The organism is Rugamonas sp. FW305-51 (assembly GCF_058786935.1).
Window position 1 is genome coordinate 71,516 of record NZ_JBYSZG010000019.1, and the last position, 22,083, is coordinate 93,598.

General features: G+C 68.5%; 15 protein-coding genes. 5 read left to right on the plus strand and 10 right to left on the minus strand.

What is annotated here, in order from left to right; translation table 11 throughout:
• Window positions 1-18 precede the first annotated feature (18 nt).
• The 3 genes from AC3WOS_RS14965 to AC3WOS_RS14975 are packed head-to-tail and all read left to right on the plus strand — an operon-like array spanning window position 19 to window position 4,966.
• The gene (locus AC3WOS_RS14965) at window positions 19-1,281 is read left to right on the plus strand and encodes a sensor histidine kinase (protein WP_492716812.1); all 1,263 of its coding nucleotides are present in this window, start codon (window positions 19-21) and stop codon (window positions 1,279-1,281) included.
• Window positions 1,278-3,554, plus strand: coding sequence for an EAL domain-containing protein (locus AC3WOS_RS14970; RefSeq protein ID WP_492716813.1), 2,277 nt, complete (start codon window positions 1,278-1,280; stop codon window positions 3,552-3,554). The genes AC3WOS_RS14965 and AC3WOS_RS14970 overlap by 4 nt, the downstream gene beginning before the upstream one ends.
• On the plus strand, window positions 3,551-4,966 hold the full coding sequence (locus tag AC3WOS_RS14975; RefSeq protein ID WP_492716814.1) for an ATP-binding protein: 1,416 nt from the start codon (window positions 3,551-3,553) through the stop codon (window positions 4,964-4,966). Before AC3WOS_RS14970 ends, AC3WOS_RS14975 begins: the two co-directional genes overlap by 4 nt.
• Window positions 4,967-4,976: 10 nt before the next feature.
• Here the strand turns inward: AC3WOS_RS14975 and AC3WOS_RS14980 are convergent, their stop codons facing one another.
• Window positions 4,977-5,864: a LysR family transcriptional regulator gene (locus AC3WOS_RS14980; RefSeq protein ID WP_492716815.1), complete on the minus strand. Its 888-nt coding sequence runs from the start codon at window positions 5,862-5,864 to the stop codon at window positions 4,977-4,979.
• A 120-nt stretch (window positions 5,865-5,984) separates the two neighbouring features.
• Here AC3WOS_RS14980 and AC3WOS_RS14985 point away from each other — a divergent pair, with 120 nt between their 5' ends.
• Window positions 5,985-7,376: an MFS transporter gene (locus AC3WOS_RS14985; RefSeq protein ID WP_492716816.1), complete on the plus strand. Its 1,392-nt coding sequence runs from the start codon at window positions 5,985-5,987 to the stop codon at window positions 7,374-7,376.
• A 216-nt stretch (window positions 7,377-7,592) separates the two neighbouring features.
• Window positions 7,593-10,496 (plus strand): EAL domain-containing protein, encoded by a 2,904-nt coding sequence (locus tag AC3WOS_RS14990; RefSeq protein WP_492716817.1) that lies wholly within the window; start codon window positions 7,593-7,595, stop codon window positions 10,494-10,496.
• A 36-nt stretch (window positions 10,497-10,532) separates the two neighbouring features.
• On the opposite strand, the gene AC3WOS_RS14995 is transcribed toward AC3WOS_RS14990, so the two are convergent.
• The 9 genes from AC3WOS_RS14995 to AC3WOS_RS15035 all read right to left on the minus strand — a co-directional run bounded on the left by AC3WOS_RS14995 (window position 10,533) and on the right by AC3WOS_RS15035 (window position 22,064).
• Window positions 10,533-10,781 carry a DUF3297 family protein gene (locus AC3WOS_RS14995; protein ID WP_492716818.1) on the minus strand — a complete coding sequence of 83 codons (249 nt, stop codon included), beginning with the start codon at window positions 10,779-10,781 and terminating at the stop codon, window positions 10,533-10,535.
• A 90-nt stretch (window positions 10,782-10,871) separates the two neighbouring features.
• The gene (locus AC3WOS_RS15000; RefSeq protein ID WP_492716819.1) at window positions 10,872-12,161 is read right to left on the minus strand and encodes an NAD(P)/FAD-dependent oxidoreductase; all 1,290 of its coding nucleotides are present in this window, start codon (window positions 12,159-12,161) and stop codon (window positions 10,872-10,874) included.
• Between the two features lie 79 nt (window positions 12,162-12,240).
• Entirely contained in the window at window positions 12,241-13,593 is a 1,353-nt protein-coding gene (locus tag AC3WOS_RS15005; protein WP_492716820.1) for a glutamine synthetase family protein, read from the minus strand.
• Between the two features lie 151 nt (window positions 13,594-13,744).
• A complete protein-coding gene (locus AC3WOS_RS15010; RefSeq protein WP_492716821.1) occupies window positions 13,745-14,518 on the minus strand; it encodes a TetR/AcrR family transcriptional regulator in 774 nt (257 codons plus the stop codon).
• A 41-nt stretch (window positions 14,519-14,559) separates the two neighbouring features.
• Window positions 14,560-16,011: an amidase gene (locus AC3WOS_RS15015; protein ID WP_492716822.1), complete on the minus strand. Its 1,452-nt coding sequence runs from the start codon at window positions 16,009-16,011 to the stop codon at window positions 14,560-14,562.
• Between the two features lie 23 nt (window positions 16,012-16,034).
• Complete coding sequence (locus AC3WOS_RS15020) at window positions 16,035-17,564, minus strand: aldehyde dehydrogenase family protein (protein ID WP_492716823.1); 1,530 nt, start codon at window positions 17,562-17,564, stop codon at window positions 16,035-16,037.
• Between the two features lie 96 nt (window positions 17,565-17,660).
• Window positions 17,661-19,217 carry a flavin monoamine oxidase family protein gene (locus AC3WOS_RS15025; RefSeq protein ID WP_492716824.1) on the minus strand — a complete coding sequence of 519 codons (1,557 nt, stop codon included), beginning with the start codon at window positions 19,215-19,217 and terminating at the stop codon, window positions 17,661-17,663.
• A 50-nt stretch (window positions 19,218-19,267) separates the two neighbouring features.
• On the minus strand, window positions 19,268-20,626 hold the full coding sequence (locus AC3WOS_RS15030; protein WP_492716825.1) for an APC family permease: 1,359 nt from the start codon (window positions 20,624-20,626) through the stop codon (window positions 19,268-19,270).
• A gap of 1 nt (window position 20,627) precedes the next feature.
• Complete coding sequence (locus AC3WOS_RS15035) at window positions 20,628-22,064, minus strand: amidase (RefSeq protein WP_492716826.1); 1,437 nt, start codon at window positions 22,062-22,064, stop codon at window positions 20,628-20,630.
• Window positions 22,065-22,083: the final 19 nt, after the last annotated feature.

Here is a 22,083-nt window from a genome sequence, read left to right on the forward strand (position 1 = left end):
CCCGCCAAGGAGATGACCATGGACCAGCTGCTCAACCTGCTGCGCGACGAACGCTTCATGCCGCACGGCCACTGTTACCTGTGGCTGCCCGAACTGCTGTGGACCAGCGTCCTGTCCAACGCCATCATCGCGCTGGCCTACCTGACCATACCGGTGACGCTGGTCTACTTCATCCACAAACGGCGCGACTTGCCATTCGACTGGATGTTCGGCGCCTTCGGCGTCTTCATCCTCGCCTGCGGCAGCACCCACGTACTCGACATCTGGACCGTCTGGCATCCCGACTACTGGCTGGCCGCCGGCGTCAACGTCGTCACGGCGCTGGCCTCCATCGTCACGGCCGTGCTGCTGGTGCGGCTGGTGCCGGCTGCGCTGGCCATCCCCAGCCCCGGCCAGCTGCGCCGGGTCAACGCCGAATTGCGCGAGACCCAGGCCGCGCTGCTGGCGGCGGCGCGCCGGGCCGGCATGGCCGAAGTGGCCACCAATGTGCTGCACAATGTCGGCAATGTCCTCAACAGCGTCAACGTGTCGGCCGCCGTGATCGGCGACCAGCTGCGCGCCTCCCGCCTGGCTGCGCTCGACAAGGTGGCGCAGCTGCTGCGCGCCAACCTCGACCAGCCCCATTTCCTGAGCCGCGACGCCAGGGGCCGGATGCTGCCCGGCTACCTGGACCAGCTGGCCCAGACCCTGGTCGCCGAACAGCAGCAGATGCTGGCCGAACTGGCCCACCTGTCGGCCGCCATCGACCACATCAAGGAGATCGTGGCGACCCAGCAATCGTACGCCGGCGCCCCCGCCGTACTCGAGCCGGTGGCGCTGGGCGCGCTGCTCGACGATGCGCTGCGCATGAGCGCGGACGCGCTGCGCCGGCATGAGGTGGAGGTGCTGCGCGAATTCGACGACGTCCCGCCCCTGCTGCTCGACAAGCACCAGTTGCTGCAGGTGCTGATCAACCTGATCAACAACGCCAAACAGGCCATGGCCGGCGCCCAGGGGCGGCGCCACCGTCTCGTGCTGCGGCTGGCCCAGGCCGCGCCGGATGCGGTGCGGCTGCAGGTGTGCGACAACGGCCAGGGCATCGCGCCGGAACAGCTCGAGCGCATCTTCGCCCACGGCTTCAGCACGCGGGCCGGCGGCCACGGCTTCGGCCTGCACAGCTGCGCGCTGGCGGCGCGCGCCATGGGCGGCCAGTTGAGCGCCCACAGCGACGGCGCCGGCAGCGGCGCCACCTTCACCCTGGAGCTGCCCGTGCGCGCCGCCGCGCCGGCCGTGGCGCCATGAACACGGGACCGAACCGGCGCGTGCTGCTGATCGACGACACGGCCGAAATCCACGCTGATTTCCGCAAGATCCTCGGCGGGCGCGCCGCCACGCCCGAGCTCGACGCGGCCGAGCAAGCCCTGTTCGGCGCCAGCGGCGCCGAACAGGGCTTGCCCGGCGCCGCCTACGCGCTCGATTCGGCCTACCAGGGCCGGCAGGGCGTGGCCATGGCCCAGGCCGCGCTGGAACGGGGCCAGCCCTATGCCATGGCCTTCGTCGACATGCGCATGCCGCCCGGCCAGGACGGCGCGGCCACCATCGCGCAATTGTGGCAGGCCGATCCGGCGCTGCAGGTGGTGATCTGCACCGCCTACGCGGACGAGTCCTGGGAAGCCGTGATCGGCCGGCTCGACGCGCGCGACCGCCTGCTGATCCTCAAGAAGCCGTTCGACCCGATCGAAATCTGCCAGCTGGCCAGCACGCTGACGGCCAAGTGGGAGGCCACGCGCCTGGCGGCGCTGCAAATGGATAGCCTGCAGGCGGCCGTGCAGGCGCGCACCGCGCAACTGCAACACCAGGCCAGCCACGACGCCCTGACCGGGCTTCCCAACCGCGAGCTGCTGCGCGACCGGCTGCGCCAGGCCATCGCCCATGTCCAGCGCCACCAGGGGGCGCTGGCGCTGTGCTTCATCGACCTGGACCGCTTCAAGTGGATCAACGACAGCCTGGGCCACGCGGCCGGCGACGCGCTGCTGCGCGTGACGGCCGAACGCATCACGGCCTGCCTGCGCGAGGCCGACACGGTGGCGCGCATCGGCGGCGACGAGTTCATCCTGCTGCTGCGCGACCCCGGCGCGCCCCAGGCGGCGGCCCAGGCCATCGCACGGGTGGTGGCCAGCGTGGCGCGCCCGGTCACGCTGGAGGGCAAGGAGGTCACCGTCACTTGCAGCGTCGGCTGCAGCCGCTACCCGGACGATGGCCAAGACGCCGACGAATTGCTCAAATGCGCGGACGCGGCCATGTACCGCGCCAAACAGGCCGGGCGCAACAACATGCAGCTGTACAACCCCGAACTGCACCGTCACCTGGCCCAGCAGATGACGCTGGAAAGCGCGCTGCGCCAGGCCATCGCGCGCGGCCAGCTGGCACTGCACTACCAGCCGCAGATCGATCTGCGCAGCGGCGCCGTGACGGCCGTCGAAGCGCTGTTGCGCTGGCACCATCCGGAACTGGGCGAGGTGGCGCCGGCACGCTTCATCCCGCTGGCCGAGGAAAGCGGCCTGATCGAATCGATCGGCGCCTGGGTCATCGACGCGGCCTGCCGCCAGATCCGCCAGTGGCAGGACGAGGGCATGGCGGCCCCGTGCGTGGCCGTGAACGTGTCGGCCAGACAAATCCAGCGCCCCGGCCTGGCCGGCCATGTCGCGCACTGCCTGGCCGCGCACGGCGTCGCCCCCCACTATCTGGAACTGGAGTTCACCGAGAGCACGGCCATGCAGGATCTGGAGCACAGCGTCGCCCTGCTGCACGAACTCAAGCGCATCGGCGTGCGCCTGGCGATCGACGATTTCGGCACCGGCTATGCCAACCTGCGGGCGCTGGCCCGGCTGCCGCTCGACAAACTCAAGCTCGACGGCTCCTTCGTGCGCGACATCGTCGGCGATCCCGACGCGTTCGCCATCGCCAACACGGTCGTCGTCCTGGCGCGCCAACTGGGCCTCAAACTGGTGGCCGAAATGACCGAGACGGCGGGCCAGGTGGCGCTGCTGGCCGGCTGCGCCTGCGACGCCGTGCAGGGCTATTACTTCAGCCCGGCGCTGGCGCCGGCCGCCTGCGCCCGCCTGCTGCGCGCCGGTCCCCTGGCCGTGCCGGGGGCCGCCGCGCGCGGCGACGCGGCGCGCACGGTACTGGTGGTGGACGACGACCAGGACATGATGCGCGCCGTGCGCCGCGCCCTGCAGCAGGACGGTTACCAGGTCTTGCTGGCCAGCCGCGCCGAGCAGGCGTACGAGCTGCTCGCCTGCCACCCGGTGGGCGTGATCCTGTGCGACCAGCGGCTGCAGGAGACGACCGGGATCGAGGTGCTCATCAACGTCAAGCTCAGGTACCCGGCCGTGGTACGCTTGCTGTTCAGCGGCTACGAGGATTTCGAGGCGATGACCCAGGCGATCAACCACGGTGCCGTGCACCGCTATATCGGCAAGCCGTTCGACAACGGCGCGCTGCGCGCGCTCATGGCCGAGGCCTTCGACGCCCACGCCCGGCTGGCGCCGGCCGCGGGGGCGCAGCAGTGAACGGGGCGCCCAACGGCCGTATCCTGCTGATCGACGACCTGCCCGCCATCCACGACGATTTCCGCAAGATCCTGGCCACGCCGGAGGCGACGCCGGGCCTGGACCTGGCCGAGGCGGCCCTGTTCGGCACGCCGGCGGCCAACGCCGGGCCCGGCTACACGCTCGACTCGGCCTATCAGGGCCAGCAGGGCGTCGAGCTGGTGGCGCGGGCCCGCGCCGCCGGCCGGCCCTACGCGCTGGCCTTCGTCGACATGCGCATGCCGCCCGGTTGGGACGGAGTCGAGACGGTCGAGCGGCTGTGGCAGGCCGATCCCCATGTGCAGGTGGTGATCTGCACCGCCTACTCCGACCATGCCTGGACCGGCGTGCTGGCGCGGCTGGACGGGCGCGACCGGCTGCTGGTGCTCAAGAAGCCGTTCGACGTGATCGAAGTGTGCCAGCTGGCCAATACCCTGACGGCGAAATGGAACCTGGCCGTCGCGGCCACACGCAAGCTGGAGCGCCTGGAAGAGACGGTCGCCGCGCGCGCCCGGGACATCCTGCGCGCCAACGCCGCGCTGGGAACGGAGATCCGGGAACGCAAGCTGCTCGAAAGCCAGTTGGTGCAGACGGAAAAACTGGCCTCGCTGGGCCAGCTGGCGGCCGGCGTGGCGCACGAGATCAACAATCCGATCGGCTACGTGTTCTCCAACTTCGGCACGCTGGAGGCGTACCTGGCCATCCTGCTCGGCGCCCTGGACGGCTATGAGCGCATCGCCGGCGACGTGCAGGAACCGGCCGTGGCGCGCCAGCTGGCCGAGCTGCGCCAGCGGGTGGAACTGGACTACCTCAAGCAAGACATCCCGCAACTGATGCGCGAGTCCAAGGAGGGCGTGAGCCGGGTGCGCAAGATCGTCCAGGATTTGAAGGATTTCTCGCGCGTGGAATCGGAGCAGCGATGGGAGCTGGCCGACCTGCACGCCGGTATCGACTCGACCCTCAACATCGTGGCCAGCGAGGTCAAGTACTGCGCCGACGTCGTCAAGGAGTATGGCGCGCTGCCGCTGGTCGAATGCCTGCCGTCGCAGATCAACCAGGTGGTGCTGAATCTGGTGGTCAACGCCGCCCACGCGTGTGGCCCGGCGCGCGGCAAGATCACCATCCGCACCGGCCTGGGCAGCGCCGGCAGCGTCTGGTTCGAAGTGGCCGACACCGGCTGCGGCGTCGCGGACGATGTGCTGCCCCGCATCTTCGATCCCTTCTTCACCACCAAGCCGATCGGCAAGGGGACGGGCCTGGGACTGTCCATGTGCTACGGCATCGTCAAGAAGCACGACGGCGACATCGCCGTCCGCAGCACCGTGGGCCAGGGCAGTACCTTTCGGGTGACGCTGCCGGAGCGGCAGGCGGGACCGGACGGCCCCGCCGCCTAGCCGCTGCCGGTCAGGCGGCGGCCCGCAACTGCTGCGCCGCCAGCGCCAGGATCTGGGCAAAGGCGCTGCGGGCCGGATGGTGCAGCACGTCCTTGCGCCACACCAGCAGCGTATCGACATGGGCGATGGCGGGCGGCAGCGCATGCACCCGGACGGTGCGGCCCAGCTTGCGCTGGCTGATGATCTCCTTCGGCATCAGCGCCACGCCCATGCCGGCCGCCACGCAGCCGATGATGGCCTCGAAGGTGCCGAATTCGGAGATGCGGCCGGGCGTCACACCGGCCTCGCCGAACCACGCTTCCAGCCGGCGGCGGTAGGTGCAGCCGGCGCGGAACACCAGCAGGTTGCGCCGCGCCACGTCCTGCGGCATGGTCACGGGCGCATGCGTCGGACAGGTGATCAGCACCAGCTCCTCCTCGAACACGGGCTGCTGCTCCAGCTCGGGATGGGGCACGGGCGCGGCCACCAGCGCCAGGTCGAGCCGGTGCCGCAGCACGGCGTCGAGCAGCTGATCGGTCGGCCCCGTGTCGAGCACCAGGTCCACCTGCGGATGCTTGCGGTTGAAGGCGGCCAGCACCTGCGGCAGGCGGGCCGCGGCCGTCGTCTCCATCGAGCCGATGCGCAACTGGCCCGACGGCTGCTGGTCCAGGCGCATGGCGGCCTGCGCCTCGTCCGCCAGCTGCAACAGGCGGTCCGCGTAGGCCAGCAGGCGCTCGCCTTCGGCCGTGATCTGCAAGCCCCGGCCGGCCCGGTGGAACAGGGTCACGCCCAGCGATTCCTCCAGCTGGGTCAGCCGGGCCGACACGTTCGACTGCACCCGGTTCAGGCGCGCCGCGGCCAGCGTCACACTGCCCTCCTCGGCCACGGCCTTAAAGATGCGCAAGGCGGAAAGTTCCATGCCGGTTCTCGATTCTCAAAAAACGATAGATACGATCATTATTATTCATTTTTTTAAATAGTCAAACGGCCCTATAGTTCGGCCATACCCGGCAATCGCCGCACCGATCAAGGAACCGACATGGCAACCGAACGCCCACCCTCACCGGCCCTGCTGTTGGCCTGCAGCTTCGCCTTCATCATCGTCCAGCTGGACGTCACCATCGTCAACGTGGCCCTGCCGCGCATGGGCGCCGAGCTGCATGCCGGCGTCGGCGCCCTGCAATGGGTGGTCGACGCCTACACGCTGGGCTTTGCCGTGTTCCTGCTGTCGGCCGGCGTGATGGGCGACAAGTTCGGCGCGCGCCGGGTGTTCCTGGCCGGCTTCGCGCTGTTCCTGGCCGCCTCGGTCGCCTGCGCGCTGGCGCCGTCGGCGCTGCTGCTGAACGGGGCGCGCGCCCTGCAGGGCGTGGGCGCGGCGCTGCTGGTACCGAGCTCGCTGTCCATCCTCAACGCGGCCTACAGCCACGACAAGGTCAGGCTGGCCAAGGCCATCGGCTGGTGGACGGCCGCCGGCGGCGTCTCCATCGCGGCCGGTCCCGTGATCGGCGGCCTGCTGCTGACCATGGGCGGCTGGCGCAGCATCTTCTGGGTCAACGTCCCTATCTGCGTCGCCGGCTACGTGTTGACCTGCATGGTGGTGCCGCGTGCGGCGGGCAAGGCGCCGTCCCGCCACCTGGACTTGCCGGGCCAGCTGCTGGCCATCGTGGCCCTGGCCGGCCTGATCGACGCTGTGATCGAAGTGCAGGCGCGCGGCATCGCCAGCCCCGCCGTGCAGGGCGGCTTCCTGCTCGCCCTGGCCGCCGGCGCCGCCTTTATCGCCGTCGAGCGGCGCGCCGCCGCGCCCATGCTGCCGTTGCAGCTGTTCGCCAGCCTGCCGTTTTCCGGCGCCGTGCTGTTCGGGGTACTGGTCAATTTCACTTACTACGGGGTGATCTTCGTCCTCAGCTTCTACCTGCAGCGGGTGCACGGCTACACGGTGATGCAGACGGGCCTGGCCTTCCTGCCGCTGACGGGCACCTTCATCTTTTCCAATCTCGCCAGCGGCCGGCTGTCGGCACGTACGGGATTACGTACGCCCATGTTGGTCGGTGGGCTGATCTGCGGCAGCGGCTACGCCCTGCTGGGCGCCTGCGGCATCGGTCCGGAGGCCAGCTTCCTGTCCATGCTGCCGGGCCTGATGCTGATCCCGGCCGGCATGGGGCTGGCCGTGCCGGCCATGACGACGTCCATCCTGGCCAGCGTGGGTCGGCAGCAGGCCGGCACGGCGTCGGCCATCCTGAACACGGCGCGCCAGGTGGGCGGCGCGGGCGGCGTGGCCATCTTCGGCGCCATCGTGGCCGGCGGCGACCTCGCGGCCATCACGGCCGGCGTACGGGCGGCGATGGCCGTGTCCGCCCTGTTGCTGCTGGTGGCGGCCGGCACGGCGGCCTGGACCCGGCCCGGCCCGGCCCGCCCTGCCCTGGCCGACTAAATGCGTTGCGGCGAAGAGACAAGAGTGACGGCGACCGCTTGCCGGCCGCCCCAGCCCAAGCCAGCCCCTGAGAATTTGTGAGAATCAGTGAGAATTCAAGCCTTCGAATTACTGCAGAATTTGAAAGTATCTTAGGAAAATTCCGACCCCGACAGCCACCTGCGGCAACGGGACTGCACGTCCACAACATTCCTGGCAAGTTGAGGCGGAACGACGATGCGCATCTCGACCAAGTTCACCACCGCGATGATGGCCGTGTTCGTGACCGTCAGCAGCATAGGGGCGCTGGCTGTCTACCGTCAGCATCAGCTGGCGCGGCAGTCGCTTGAAGGCGAAGCCGCCAAGCTCGCCAACACGATCGCGACCATGGCAGCGTTCGAAATACAACGCAACGAAGATACCGATCCGCGCGCCGCCTACCGGTCGGTGGTCGCCTTCGTCGCCGCGCGCGACAAGGCCGAAGTGGAAATCGTCGACCACAACCTGGTCGTGTTGGCGGACGTCGTACCCGGCGACGTCGGCCTGCCGATCGAGGCCGGCCCGCGCCGCGCCATCATCGCCGGAACGCTCAGGGATGGCACGCCCCGCACCCTGACCGAACGTCTGCCGGCCGACGGCAGTGAAATGCGCCAGGTGGTGGTCCCCATTTATGACGCCCGGCGGGCCATCCTGGCGGCCCTGACCTACGAATATACGCCGCTGTACAACACCTTCGCGGCCCAGACGGTGCAGTCGCTCAGGGTGAGCGTCTGCCTGGCGCTGGCCGGCATTTGCCTGGTCCTGGGCGCCGCCTTCTACATCGCCAGGCGTCTGTCGCGGCCGCTGGAAAAACTCAGGCTGGCCGCCCATCAGCTGTCCCAGGGCCGGCGCGACGTGGTGGTCGACGTCCACGCACGCAACGAAATCGGCGAACTGGCGGCCGTCTTCAACACCATGAGCACGGCGCTGCGCGATTCGCAAGTCCACCTCGAGCGCCGCGCCGATGAACTGCTGCTGGCCAACAAGGCCTTGCACCTGCGCGAACGGGCCATGGAATCGACCTTCAACGCCATCGTGATCGCCAGCCTGACCCGCCCCGGCATGCCCATCGAGTACGTGAACCCGGCGTTCGAGCGCATCACCGGCTACGCGGCCGGCGAGGCGCTGGGCAAGCCGAGCGACTTCCTGGCGCACCAGGAGCTGGACCAGCCGGCCCTGCACGAACTGCAGCTGGCCTTGCAGCAGCGGCGCGAAGGCCATGCCGTGGTGCGCAGCTATCGCAAGGACGGCACGCCGTTCTGGAACGAGGTCTACGTGGCGCCGGTACGCGCCGACAAGGACACGCAGGAGCATTACGTCGCCATCTTCAACGACATCACCCACGCCCGCAACGACGCCGAACAGTTGGCGCACCAGGCCCAGTTCGACCTGCTCACGGGCCTGGCCAACCGTAACCTGCTGCTGGACCGCCTGCACCAGGCCATCGCCAACGCCCGGCGCCGCGGCGAAGGGCTGATCGTCGCCTGCATCGACCTCGACGACTTCAAACTGATCAACGACAACCTGGGCCACGAACTGGGCGACAACTTGCTGAAAGTGGTGGCCCAGCGCCTGCGCGAATGCACGCGGGCCAGCGACACGGTGGCCCGCCTGGGCGGCGACGAGTTCGTGCTGGTGTTCAACCAGGGCGGGGTGGCGGGCAACGCCGTCGAAGCCCAGGTCAGCGAACTGGCGCGCAAGATCCTGGAGCGGGTCGGCTCGCCCCTGGTGCTGGGCACCCACGAGGTCCGCGTCAATTGCAGCATGGGCCTGGCCGCCTGGCCCCAGGACGGCGAGGATGCGGACACCCTGCTCAAGCACGCCGACATCGCCATGTACCGGGCCAAGGAGCTGGGCCGCCACGGCTTCCAGTTCTTCACGGCGGCGCTGCAGGAACGGGCCAGGCAGCAGCTGGAACTGGGCGCCAGTCTGCGCCAGGCGCTCGAGCGCGACGAGTTCGAGCTGCACTACCAGCCCCAGGTCAGCCTGCGCAGCGGCAAGGTGGTGGGGGTGGAGGCGCTGCTGCGCTGGCGCCATCCGCAGCGCGGCTTGCTGGGGCCCGGCCATTTCATCGGCTTTGCCGAGGAAACGGGCCTGATCATCCCTATCGGCGAATGGGTGCTGATGCGGGCCTGCGCCCAGAACAAGGCCTGGCAGGACGCCGGCCTGGAGCCGATCCCGGTCGCCGTCAACGTCTCGGCCAAGCAGTGCGCGCAGCCGGAGCTGGAAGGGGTCGTGCGGCGCGCCCTGGACCGCAGCGGCCTGCCGGCGCGCTACCTGGAACTGGAACTGACGGAAAGCATTTCGATGGCCGACCCGGCCAGCAGCGTGCCGATGATGGACAGCATGAAGGCAATCGGCATCGAACTGTCGATCGACGACTTCGGCACCGGCTACTCGAACATGAGCTATTTGCGCCGCTTCCCGATCGACCGCCTGAAACTGGACATCTCCTTCGTGCGCGACATCACGACCGATCCCAGCAGCCTGGCCATCTCGGACGCCATCGTCACCATGTCGCACAGTCTGCACCTGGAGGTGGTGGCCGAGGGAGTGGAAACGGAAGGCCAGCTGGCCCTGCTGACCAGCCGCGACTGCGACATCATCCAGGGCTTTTTCTTCTGCAAACCGCTGGCCGGGCCCGAGCTGGCGCAGTTGCTGCAGGCCGAGCGGCGATTGCCGCCCAACCTGACGGCCCGGCCCCATGGTTCACCGGGAGTATTGGTGCTGGACGACGATGCCCATCTGCTGGCCTATCTGGAACTGGTGCTGGCCAACGAAGGCTATAGCGTCCATGCCACGGCCGATCCCGGCCAGGCCTTCGAACTGCTGGCCTGCCATGCCGTGGCCGTGGTGCTGTGCGACCAGCGCATGCCGGCCATGACCGGCATCGAGTTCCTGAGCCGGGTGCGGCGCATGCATCCGCACACGACGCGCATCATGCTCAGCGCCTATGACGACTACAACGTCACGCGCCAGGCCATCAACATGGGAGCCGTGTACAAGTTCATCGAGAAACCCATACACCAGGAAGAATTGGTGGAAGTGGTCAACGACGCCTTCCGCCTCTACCTGAGCGGACGGGCGCTCAGGACGGCGTAGCGGCGCGCGGCGCCCGCAGCGGGCGCCTGGGCGGGATTACTTGTAGAACGCTTCGACCCGGCCCGACAGCTTGATCAGCATGGGGCGGCCCTTGCGGTCCAGTGTCTTGCCGGCGGCGACCTTGATCCAGCCTTCGCTGATGCAGTATTCCTCGACGTCGAGACGTTCCTTGTCGTTGATTTTGATGCCGATGTCATGCTGCAGCACGTCCACGTTATGGAAAGGGCTGCGCGGATCGACCGACAGGCGGTCGGGTAATGGGGGAAGTGTGGTGGTATCGTTCATGCCCGCAATTATCCACGAGAACCGCCGCCGAGACAACGGCTCCCCCCTGCCCCGGCGACGAAACGGACGTCCCATGCCACGGCCCGGCCGTCAGCGCAGCCGCTCCAACAGCTGGAAATACCACATCCCCAGCGCCAGCAGCTGCCGTCCCATCCGCTCGCCGATCGGCAACCGCACGTGGCGGAAGCGCTGGAACACGTCGAACTGCCCCATCGTGCCGCCTATCGCCTGCGCCATCACCTCGCCCACGATGTGCGAAGTGGCCAGCCCGTGGCCGGAATAGCCTTGCGCGTACCACACGTTGGGCGCCAGCCGGCCCAGCTGGGGGATGCGGTTGATGACGATGCCCATGTTGCAGCTCCACTCAAAGGCTATCTCCACCCCGCGCAAGGCCGGGAAGGTGCGCTCGATGCAGGGCCGCAGTTCGGCCCCGATGTCGCGCGATGCCTTGCCAGAGTAGTTGGCGCCGCCGCCGAACAGCAGCCGGCCGTCGGCCGTCATGCGGTAGTAGTCGAGCACGAAGCGGCTGTCGTACACGGCCACGTCGTGCGGGTTGAGCTGGCGCGCCAGCTCGCCCAGCGGCGCCGTCGTCACGATGCCGCCCGCGGCCGGGAAGATGCTGCCGCCCAGCTTGCGCCGTTCCAGCTTGTGATAGACGTCGCCGGCCAACAGGATATGGTCGGCCACGATGCGCCCCCTGGGCAGCCGGATCGCCGGCGTGGCACCATGCACGATCTCCAGCGCCGGCGACTCCTCGAACACCAGCCCGCCCAGGCCGGCCAGGGCCCGCGCCTCGCCCAGGCACAGGTTGAGCGGGTGCAGGTGCATGTTCTTGCGGTTGTAGATGCCGCCGTGGTAGAGCGGCGTATCGAGGAAACGGGGGATATCCGCCGCCTCGACCAGCTCCACCAGCTCGCCCATGCCGCGCCGCGCCATGTCGTCGTACGCGGCCCGCAGCCCGGCCATGTGGCTGGCACTGTAGGCCGTGTGCAGGTGGCCGGACTTGAGGTCGCAGTCTATGCCGTACCTGGCCACGCGCTCGCGGATGATATCGTGGCCCCGCCAGCGCAGGTGCCAGATGAAGGCTTCGGCCGCCTCCCTGCCCGCCCGGCGCGCCAGCTGGCGCACGATGGCATCTTCACCCGACAGGCTGCCCGTCACCTGGCCGCCATTGCGCCCGGACTGCCCCCAGCCGATGCGGTTGGCCTCGACCAGCGCCACCCGCTTGCCCTGCTCCGCCAGTTCCAGCGCGCTGGCCAGGCCGGTGAAGCCGCCGCCGATCACGGCCACGTCGACCCGCACCTCGCCTTCCACCTGCGGGTAACGCGCGTCGCTGTTGGCGGTGGCGTTGTAATACGATGCGATGCGCTCGCCGCTCATGGCCGCCCCCGGCCGCATGCGCCGCCGGCGCCAGCGCCGACGCCGGCATCCACCTCCACATCCACGTCCACGCCCGCCATCACGCCAGCTCCAGGTAGCGCGCCAGTTCCCAGTCCGTCACGCTTTCGTTGAAGCGCGCGATCTCCCACTGCCGGGTCTCCACGAAATGGCGCACGAATTCCTCGCCGAACAACTCCCGCGCCAGCGGCGAACGCTCCATGGCGGCCGTGGCGTCGGCCAGCGTGCGGGGCAGGCGTTCGACCTGTTCCGCCCCGCCGTTGGCGCCGGAGACGGGCGGCGCGTCCAGCGCCAGCTTGTGCTCGATGCCGTACAGGCCCGAGGCCAGCGCCGCCGCGATCGCCAGATAGGGATTGGCGTCGGCGCCGGGGGTGCGGGTTTCCAGCCGCATGGCGTGCCGGCTGCCGGGAATCACGCGCAGCGAGGCGTTGCGGTTGTCCACCGCCCACGTCGGCTTGACCGGGGCCAGGTTGTGGTCCACCAGGCGCTTGTAGCTGTTGATGAACGGCGCCACCATCGGCAGCAGGTGCGGCAGGCAATGCAGCTGGCCGGCGATGAAGTGGCGCATGGTCTGGCTCATGCGGTGCTCGGCGCCCTCGTCGTAGAAGCAGTTGACGCCGTCGCGCCACAGGCTCTGGTGCAGGTGCTGGCCGCAACCCGCGTAGTCCATCGAGAACTTGGCCATGAAGGTGTTGAGCAGGCCGTGGCGGCGCCCGATCTCGCGCACCGATTCCTTGAACAGCACGGCGCGGTCGGCCGTCTTGAGCGCGTCGCCGTAGCGGATGGCGGCCTCGAAGTTGCCCGGCCCGGCCTCCGTGTGCAGCGCTTCGAGCGGCACGTCGATGGCGTTCAGGTTGGTGAACAGGTCGCGCACGAAGGCTTGCTGGGCATCGATGCGGAACGGCGAATAGTTGGTCAGGCCCTGGGTGGCCGTCTGCAGGTCGCGGTAGCCCTTGGCCCGCACCGATTGCTCCGATTCGGCCAGCACGAACCACTCGAATTCCGCGCCCACCTGGGCCGAATAGCCCAGCGCATCGGCCCTGGCCAGCACCCGCTTGAGCACCTGGCGCGGGCAGATCGCCAGCGGCGAGCCGTCCTGGCGCGTGTGCTCGCCCAGGAACAGCCAGCAGTTGTTATCCCACGGCAGGCGGCGCGCCGTGGCCGGATCCAGCACCAGGCCGACGTCGGGCAGGCCGGTATGGAAGCCGGTGAAGCTGACGTTGTTGTAGAGCTGGTCCTGGATGTCCCAGCCGAAGACGGCGCTGGCAATGGTGCCGCCGCCATCGAGCATGCTGGCGATCTTTTCGCCCGACAGGTGCTTGCCGCGGCAGACGCCGTCGATGTCGGTGACGAGGAAACGGGCATACGGTTCGCGGGCGAGCAGGTCTTTCGAGTAAGCGTGGTTGGCTTGCATGGTCTTGGTTCCTGTGTGTGGATGCTGCCGCGGGAGCAGCGGTTATACCGGCGGCCAGGGGCCGTTGCCGGTCATCGGGTACAGACTGGAGATGCAGGTGGCGGGACAGCGCGGCGCAAGGGCCGGCCGTCCGCCGCGGGGAGGGAACTACTCAGGTGACGTCCGGCGGAGCTTCCGGACGGGGTGCCGGCCACGAGGCCGGCTGGGGGAAGGACTTGGGTGCGCCGCCGTTGGCTGCCGTCCGCGCCTGCTCGTTGAGCAGGATCAGGTGGCTGGCCAGCGCGTGCTGGCAGATCCGGTGGTGCGTATCGAACAGGGCGGCGTGCGCCGGATCGCGCATGATAGCTTCGATCAGCAGATAGTGGTCCAGGATGGTCATGGTACGGGCCATGATGCTGCACTGGTCGCGGCCCACGTAAGGCAGCAGGTGCGCAATGGCGTCCGTCAGCAAGGCATTGACCTGCAGGTCGATCTCATCCTCCAGCGCCTGCAGGGCCGGCACGGAGGCCAGCAGCGAAATCAGCACGCTGACGCCGGGCACCTGCTGGTAATGGGGCCGCACCGCGTCGTACACCATGCCCAGGTAGCGGATCAGGTCCACGCATCCCGTCTTGTCGGGATGGATCGCGGCGATCGCGTCCTTGATGCGCTCGAGCCACTGGCTGGCCAGGGCATGGACCACCGCTTCCTTGTTGGGGAAGTACTCATACAGGCCGCCCACCGACAAGCCGGCCGCCTCGGCGATGCGCCGCGTGGTGAGCTTGGCCAGCCCGCCGCGCGCGATCTCCTGGCCGGCGGCCTGCAGGATCACTTCTATCGTCTTGTGTCCGCGCTCTTGCTGAGGAATCCGCCGCTTGGCGGCAGGCGCCGCTTTCGGCTTGCCGGCGGCGGATTCCTCCCTGGCGCGGGAGCTCTTGTTGGGCATGCTGATCCGGGTTGGGTTGAGAGTTGGTTCCAAAGCGCCGATTATGCCACACCGTTGCGCGCGTTTCGCGCCATGGCCGGAAACTGTTCCACGAACAGTTGCGAGCTGCCGGCGCGGGCGTGGTTGGCCGCCACCTTGAACACCGTTTCGTCGTCGTAGGCATTGGCCACGATCTGCATCCCGGTCGGCACGCCCAGTTCGGACAGGCCGGTGGGCGCGGCCAGCACGGGATAGCGGTTGAGCAGGTTGAACGGCGGCGTCAGGCACCAGCCCAGGTAGGCGTCGATCTGGTAGCCATGGCGTTCCAGCACCGGTTCGGCCACCGGGTCCTGGTCGGCCGCCAGGTCCGTGGTCAGCATCGAGGCGCAGATGAAGGCAGCATAACCCTTGCCCCACACCTGTTCCTGCATATCGCGGTGCAGCCGCAGCCCCAGCGCGGCGCTGGGCATGACGGAAGCACGGCCCTGCAGCGCCTGGTCACGCAGGTGGGTGGCGTAGCTGCACAGTTTTGCCGCGTCGGCGTCCCCGATGTCGGTCATGAATTCGTCGACAAAGATGGCGCGCAGGCCGTCCAGCAGCACGTGGTTGATTTCATCGAGGTCCCAGCGCAATGTCACTTCCTCGACGATGGCGCCCCGCCCCCGCAGGCCGTCCAGCGCCCGCAACAGGTTGCGTTCGATGTCCGGCGCCAGACCAGGATGGCCGAACGCCGGGCAGTAGGCGATGCGCATGCCGGCCAGGTCGCCGTATTCGGTGGGCAGCGGCGTGTACGGCAGCGTGGTGTAGGACGCGGGATGGGGACCGGCCAGCACGTTCTGCATCAGTACCAGGTCGTCGAAGCTGCGCGTCATCGGCCCCTCCACGGCCTGCACCATGTATTCGTCGCCCGGCGCGCAGGGCAGCCGGCCGAATGGCGGCTTGTAGCCATACACGCCGCACAGCGAAGCGGGCAGGCGGATCGAGCCGGCCATGTCGCTGCCCGTGGCCAGCGGCGCCACGCCGGCCGCCAGCGCCGCGCCGGAGCCGCCGCTGGAACCGCCGCAGGAATAGTCGAGCGCCCACGGGTTGCGGGTCACGCCGTACATCTTGCTCCAGGTGTGACCGAGCACGCAGAACTCGGGATTGGTGGCCTGGAAATAGGGAATCGCGCCGGCCTCCAACAGCTTGTCGACGATGGGATGGTTTTCTGTCGCCACCCGGTCCTTGAACACCAGCGAGGCCAGGGGACGAGGCCAGCCCTTGACGCTGGTCTCTTCCTTGATGATGACGGGCACACCCTCCAGCGGCCGCGCCGTGCCTTGCGCGTAGCGGCGCCGCGCCTCGTGCGCCAGGGCGCGGCCCTGCTCGAAGAACAGGCCGGCGGCGCAGTTGACGGTGGCCTGCTGGCGTTCGGCGGCGGCCGACAGCACGTCGAAATACTGGACCGGGTCCAGGGTGCCGGCGCGGAAGCGCGACAGCAGTTCGGTGGCGGAAAGGTAGTTGGTATCGTACATGGCGGTTCCTGGTATGGGGTTGTTCATTGCGTTGCGGCCTTGCGGGCCGGGTAGAAAGCGTCGTCCGGGCGGGGCAGCCACCAGTCGTGGATGCGGGGCTGGTGGTCGAGGATGACCATCTTGGTGCGGCGGAAGGCATTGAGGCCATGGCGTCCCAGTTCGCATCCCAGGCCGGACAGCTTGCTGCCGCTGAAAGGCAGCGCGTCGTTGTCGATCAGCGGGTTGTTGATCCAGACCATGCCCGATTCGAGCCGGTCGGCCGCTTCCATGGCCTCGGCCAGGTCGGTGGTGAAGACGGACGCGCCCAGGCCGAATTCCGTATCGTTGGCCAGCCGCAGCGCCTCGTCGAAGTCGGCCACGCGGCAGATGGCGGCCACCGGGCCAAAGCACTCCTCGCGCATGATGGCCATCTGCGGCGTGACGCCGGTGAGGATGGTGGGCTCGTAGAACCAGCCGCTGGGCCAGTCCGGCGGAATGCGGCCGCCGCACACCACCTGGGCGCCCTGCTCCACCGCCTCGCGCACCAGGCGCGCCACCTTGTCGCGTGCCGCCTCGCTCACCAGCGGGCCGATTTCCGCCATGCCCATGCCGTCGCCCACCCGCAGCCGGCGCGTGCGGCGGGCGAATTCGGCCACGAAGGCGTCGTGGATCTCGTCCACCACGAAGAAGCGCTCGGACGAGGTGCACACCTGGCCGCTGAGCAGGAAGGCGGAGTTGACGCAGCCGGCGGCGGCCACTTCCAGCGGCGCGTGGCGCGAGATGATCATGGGATCGCTGCCGCCCGCCTCCAGCACGCACGGCTTCATGTGCTGGGCGCAGGCGGCGCCCACCGCGCGCGCGGCGGCCACGCTGCCCGTGAAGGCCACGGCATGGGTGCCGGGCGACTGGATCAGGCCCTGCGCCGTGGCGGCGTTACCGGGCAGGCAGGCCACCAGGCCGGGCGGCAGCGCCGCAAAATGGGCCATGAACTGCAGCGTGCACAGGGCCGTCGCTTCGGCCGGCTTGATGATGCAGGCGTTGCCGGCCGCCAGCGAGGCGGCCACCGTCCAGCACAGCAGCAGCACGGGATAGTTGAACGGCAGGATGTGGACGCTCACGCCATACGGTTCATAGCGCATGTGCTGGAACGAGCCGGGCTGGTTGGTGCCGGCCACGGTGCCGCCGTCGTCGCGCGCCATCTCGGCGTAGTAGCGGAATACGGAGGCGCAGATGGACAGTTCGCCCACGGCGTCCGGATAGGGCTTGCCCATCTCGCGGCACATCAGCTGCGCCAGTTCGTCGCGGATGGCCGATTGTTCGATGGCGTGGGCGACGCCGTGCAGCAGCGCCGCGCGGCTCTGGGTGTCGGTGCGCTTCCACTGCTGCTGGGCCGCGTTGGCATCGGCCACGGCGCGCTGCACGTCCGCTTCCCCGCACACGGGATAGCGTCCGACGACGGCCAGCGTGGCCGGATTGACCGCATCCTTGTGCTGACCGGTGAGCGGCGCCGCGTACGCGCCGTTCAGGTAGATCTGCGGATGATGCGGATTGAAACTGGAGTTATTCGCTGACATGGTGGTTCCGGTAGTCTGATGATGGCGGCTGGACCGCGCGTATGGCAGGACTGCCCGCCGCCGCAGTTGAATAAACGGCGGCGGACAGTCCTCCGATCAATTGCCCCGCAGCGCGAGGATGATTTCGCTGGCGCAGCGCTGGCCCGTCTCCACGGCCCCGTTCAGGAAACCGGAATGCTGGACCGACGCATGTTCGCCCGCGAAGTGGCAGTTCCCCTGGCGTACGCCCGCGTAGCCGTAGCTGGTGGTGTAGCTGCCCACCGGATGGGCGGAATAGGCGCCCTTGGTCCACTGGTAGCCGGGCCAGTAGTTCAGGATCACGCGCCCGTTCCACAGCGCTTTGATGCCGGGGAAGACCAGATTGAGGCTGTTGAGCGTATCGTCCGCCTTCTGGCTGAGCGGCCTGTCGTTCATGGCGATCGCCACCTGGTCGCCCGAGAAGCAGGTCAGGATGCCTTCGTTGCCGGGCTGGGCGCGCGTCACTTCCCAGCTGATCTGGTAGCCCGTGTCGTTGTCGGTCAGGCCGGTGTAGCCCTGCTCGCGCCAGATGCGGCGGTTGAACTGCATCTGGAACTTGGCGTGCATGCCCATCCTGAAGTCCTGGATGGTGGCCACCTTGCGGCTGTCGAAGCCCGCGCAGCTGTAGTCCACGGTGCTTTGCAGGATGGAGAACGGTAGCGCCAGCACCACATGGTCGGCCGCCACATCGATGCTGCCGTTGGCGTTCCTGAAGGTGAGCGTGTAGGTCGCGTCGCCGTTCATCACGATGCGCGTGAGCGCGTGGCAGCGCACGATCTGGCCCGCGGCCAGGGTGGCGGCCATGCGGCTCACCACCTGGTCGTTGCCGCCGCGGATATGGAAGCGCTCGTCCGAGCCGCGCTGGGCGAAAAAGCCCACCAGGTCCAGCGCGCTGGTGTCGGTGGCGGCGATGCCGGCCGAGGCGTCCATCAACAGCTTGAGCAGCTTGCCCAGCCGGGAAGCGAGGCCGCCCGGTATGTACTGGCTGATGTAGTCGGTGACCGACATGTGGTCCAGCTCCCAGCCGCGCTGGGTGTGGTTGTCGTAGGTTTGCGGCCAGGGCGCGGCGCGGTTGTCGGCGTCGAACTGGGCCGAGACGGCCGAAAAATCGTTGACCTGCTCGTCCCACGTGTAGCGGCCGCCGTCGATCCAGAAGGTGATCTCGCCGCCCATGTCCTTGTCGTAGGCATTCAGGTCGTCCAGCGTCAGCCCCAGGTCGAACGCCAGCTTGCGCAGCTCGAAGTGGTCGGTGTCGATCAGCTCACCGCCGTTTTCCGCTACCTGGCCGGGGAAGGTGGTGGTGTTGGAAAAACAGCGCCCGCCCAGGCGATCCGACGCCTCGTACACGGTGGCGTTGAAACCAGCCTTCTTCAGCTCATAGGCGCAGGCCAGGCCGCCCAGGCCGGCGCCCACGATGACGAGGTGCGCGTCGCTGGTGGCGGCATGCCTGCCAACGGCCGCCAGCGCCGGGCTCGATGCGAACCACGCCACCGAGCCGGCGGCCGACAGCTTGAGCATCTGGCGGCGGCTGCGCTGCAACGCCAGCGCCTCTTCATTCGATACGCCATGCGCGTTGCGCAGGCGGGCCACGTCCATCACGGACGCCAGGATACGTTTCAGGGGAGAGTGTGCCATGTTGTCTCTTTCAAGTTGTTTTGAGATGGGACAGCTGCATCGCGAATGTTTCAGGACCCGCGACTGGTCTCGATACCGGGAACGCCAACAACACCAGCTCTGCCGCGCGTGGCCAGCCGGTAGGCGACGCCGGCCAGCAGCCAGCAACCGCCGACAGCCAGGGCCACCGCGTTCAGGTTGGACAGGATCGTGAGGACCACGGCGATGCCTACCACCGGCACGGCCAGGTGGGACCACCAGCTGCGGCCGGGACGGCGGCCGAAGTGGACCAGCACGGAAAGATGCACGAACATGAAGCCCACCAGCGCACCCACGCTGATGAAGATGGCCAGCTCGCTGATCCGGTTGCGCATGACCAGCGCGATGGTGAGCGAGACGGCGGTCGAGACGATCATGGCCACGTAAGGGTTGCCGTGGCGGCGGTGGACCTTGGCCAGCACCGCCGGCAAGGTGCGGTCGCGGCCCATGGCGAACAGCACCCGCGCCACGCCCACCTGCATCGGCAGCACGTTGGGCACACCCACCACGATCACCAGGAACCAGGCCAGGGCGACGGCCGCCTCGCGGCCCGAGATGGCCGTCAGCATGTCGTAGATTACCGTGGCCGGGTCCTGGATGGGAAAGCCCGCCATCAGGTTGCCCATCACCCAGGAGGTCAGCACGAAGATGGTGCTGGTCAGGGCCAGGTTGGTCAGGATGGCCTTGCCGATCACGCCCTTGTCCTGGTCCCGCACTTCCTCGGCCAGGGTGGAGACGGCGTCGAAGCCCAGGTAGGCCATCACACAGATCGAGGTGGCGGCCAGCACGCTGGCGCCATGCACATTGCCGGCCGCGTACAGCGGCGCCAGCGTCAGTGCCCCGCTGCCCCGGCCGCCGTGCAGCGCGAACAGGAACAGCACCACCACGCCGGCCACCAGCAGCAGCTGCAGCACGACCGACACGATGCTGACCCGCGAGGTGACGCTGATGCCGAACCAGTTGACGGCGAACGTGGCGCCCACCGACAGCACGATCCACGTGGCCCGGTCGCCGTGCGGCACCAGCGTTTCCAGGCTGACGGCGCACAGGGCGTAGGTGAACGCGGGCACCAGCAGGTAGTCCAGCAGTATCATCCAGCCCGAGATGAAGCCGGCGAACGGCCCCATGGTGCCGCTGGCGAAACCGTACACGGAACCGGCGCTGGGCATGGCCGACGTCATCACGGCGTAGCTGCTGGCCGTGAAGTACACACACAGTGCGCCCAGCAGGTAGGCCAGCACCGGCAGGCCGCCCGATTCGCTCCACACGAAGCCGGCCATGGTCAACGGCGCGACGGGCGCCGTGTAGGCCAGGCCATAGAACACCAGGTCGCGGTAGCTCAGTGCGCGCTTGAGCGAGCCGCCTTCGCCGTTGTCGCTCGCGGTGCTCATGTCAGCGATCTCCCTGGGCGGTGGCGCAGGTGGCCGCCGTGTCGGGCCGGCGGCCGCGCCAGATGGCCTGCTCCACCGCCGCGCCGATGCGGAACACAGTCGCTTCGTCGAAGGTGCGGCCGACGATCTGGACCCCGGTCGGCACGCCGTTGTGAGCCACGCCGGACGGCACGCTCAGCACGGGATGGCGGCTCAGCAGGTTGAAGGGGTAAGTCAAGGCGTCCGTGCGCAGCAGGGTCATGCTGTCCTTCTCCCCTTCCGCCGCGCTGCCGATGCCCGCCATCGTGGGGCAGATCAGGGCGTCGTAACTGGTCATGACGGTGGCCATCGATTCATACATGCGACCCACCGTGTCGTTCGAGGCCAGGTACTGCTCGCCCGTCACACGCAGGCCGGCGGCGGCGAAGTGGCGGATGTAGTCGCTCGTTTCCGCCTCCTGGGTCAGGATGCGGCCGGCGAATTCGCGACCCGTTTCGTAACCGAGCCGGTAATCGACGGCATCAGCGGTGCGCATGTCCCAGCCCAGTTGCACCGGCTCGACAATGGCGCCCTGCTCGCGCAGCGCCTGCACCACCTGTTCCAGCGCCATGCGCACGTCGTCATGGACGGTGGCGAAACCCAGGTCGTGGGACAGGGCGATGCGCATGCCCTTGACCGTATCGAAAGTCAGCGGCACTTCCAGCCTCGGGCCGACGGTGGCGGGATCGGCCACATGGGGACCGTTGATGACGTTGAACATCAGGGCGCAGTCGGCCACCGTGCGCGCCATGGGACCGATGTGGTTCATGGTGTGCAGCGCATAAGCGATCGGCGTGACGGGCACCCGGCCGTAGCTGGGCTTGAGGCCCACCACGCCGCAGTAGCTGGCCGGGATGCGGATCGAGCCGCCGATGTCCGAGCCGGAGGCAAGCGCCGTCAGGCCGGCCGCCAGCGCGGCGCCGCTGCCGCCGCTGGAGCCGCCCGGCGTCAGGGCGGGATTCCACGGATTGCGCGTCACGCCGTGGCGGGCCGAACGCGTGAAGCCGGCCATGTAGAACTCGGGCACGTTGGTCTGGGCGTGGATCACGCCGCCGGCATCGAGCAGGCGCTGGGTGATGGGCGCGTTGACGGTGTCGGGCGTGGAACCTTGCAGCCAGGAGCCCTTGGTGGTGACCCAGCCGCACAGCGTATGTTCGTTCTTCAGCGCGACGGGTATGCCCTCCAGCGGACGGAGATTGGCGGAGCGGCTGCCGTAGGCCCGTTCAGCCTCGCGCGCGGCGGCCAGTGCTTCCTCGCGGCGCTGGGCGCTGAAGGCGTTGAGCACGGGTTCCAGCTGGTCGGCCCGCTCCAGGTAGGCTTGCAGCAGCTCCACCGGCGACAGCTCGCGCTGGCGGAACAGTTCCAGCGCCCGGGTGGCGGGCAGGTAGCACAGTTCTTCGGTTCTTGGCAGGTTGGACATCGATTTCCTCTGGTTGTAG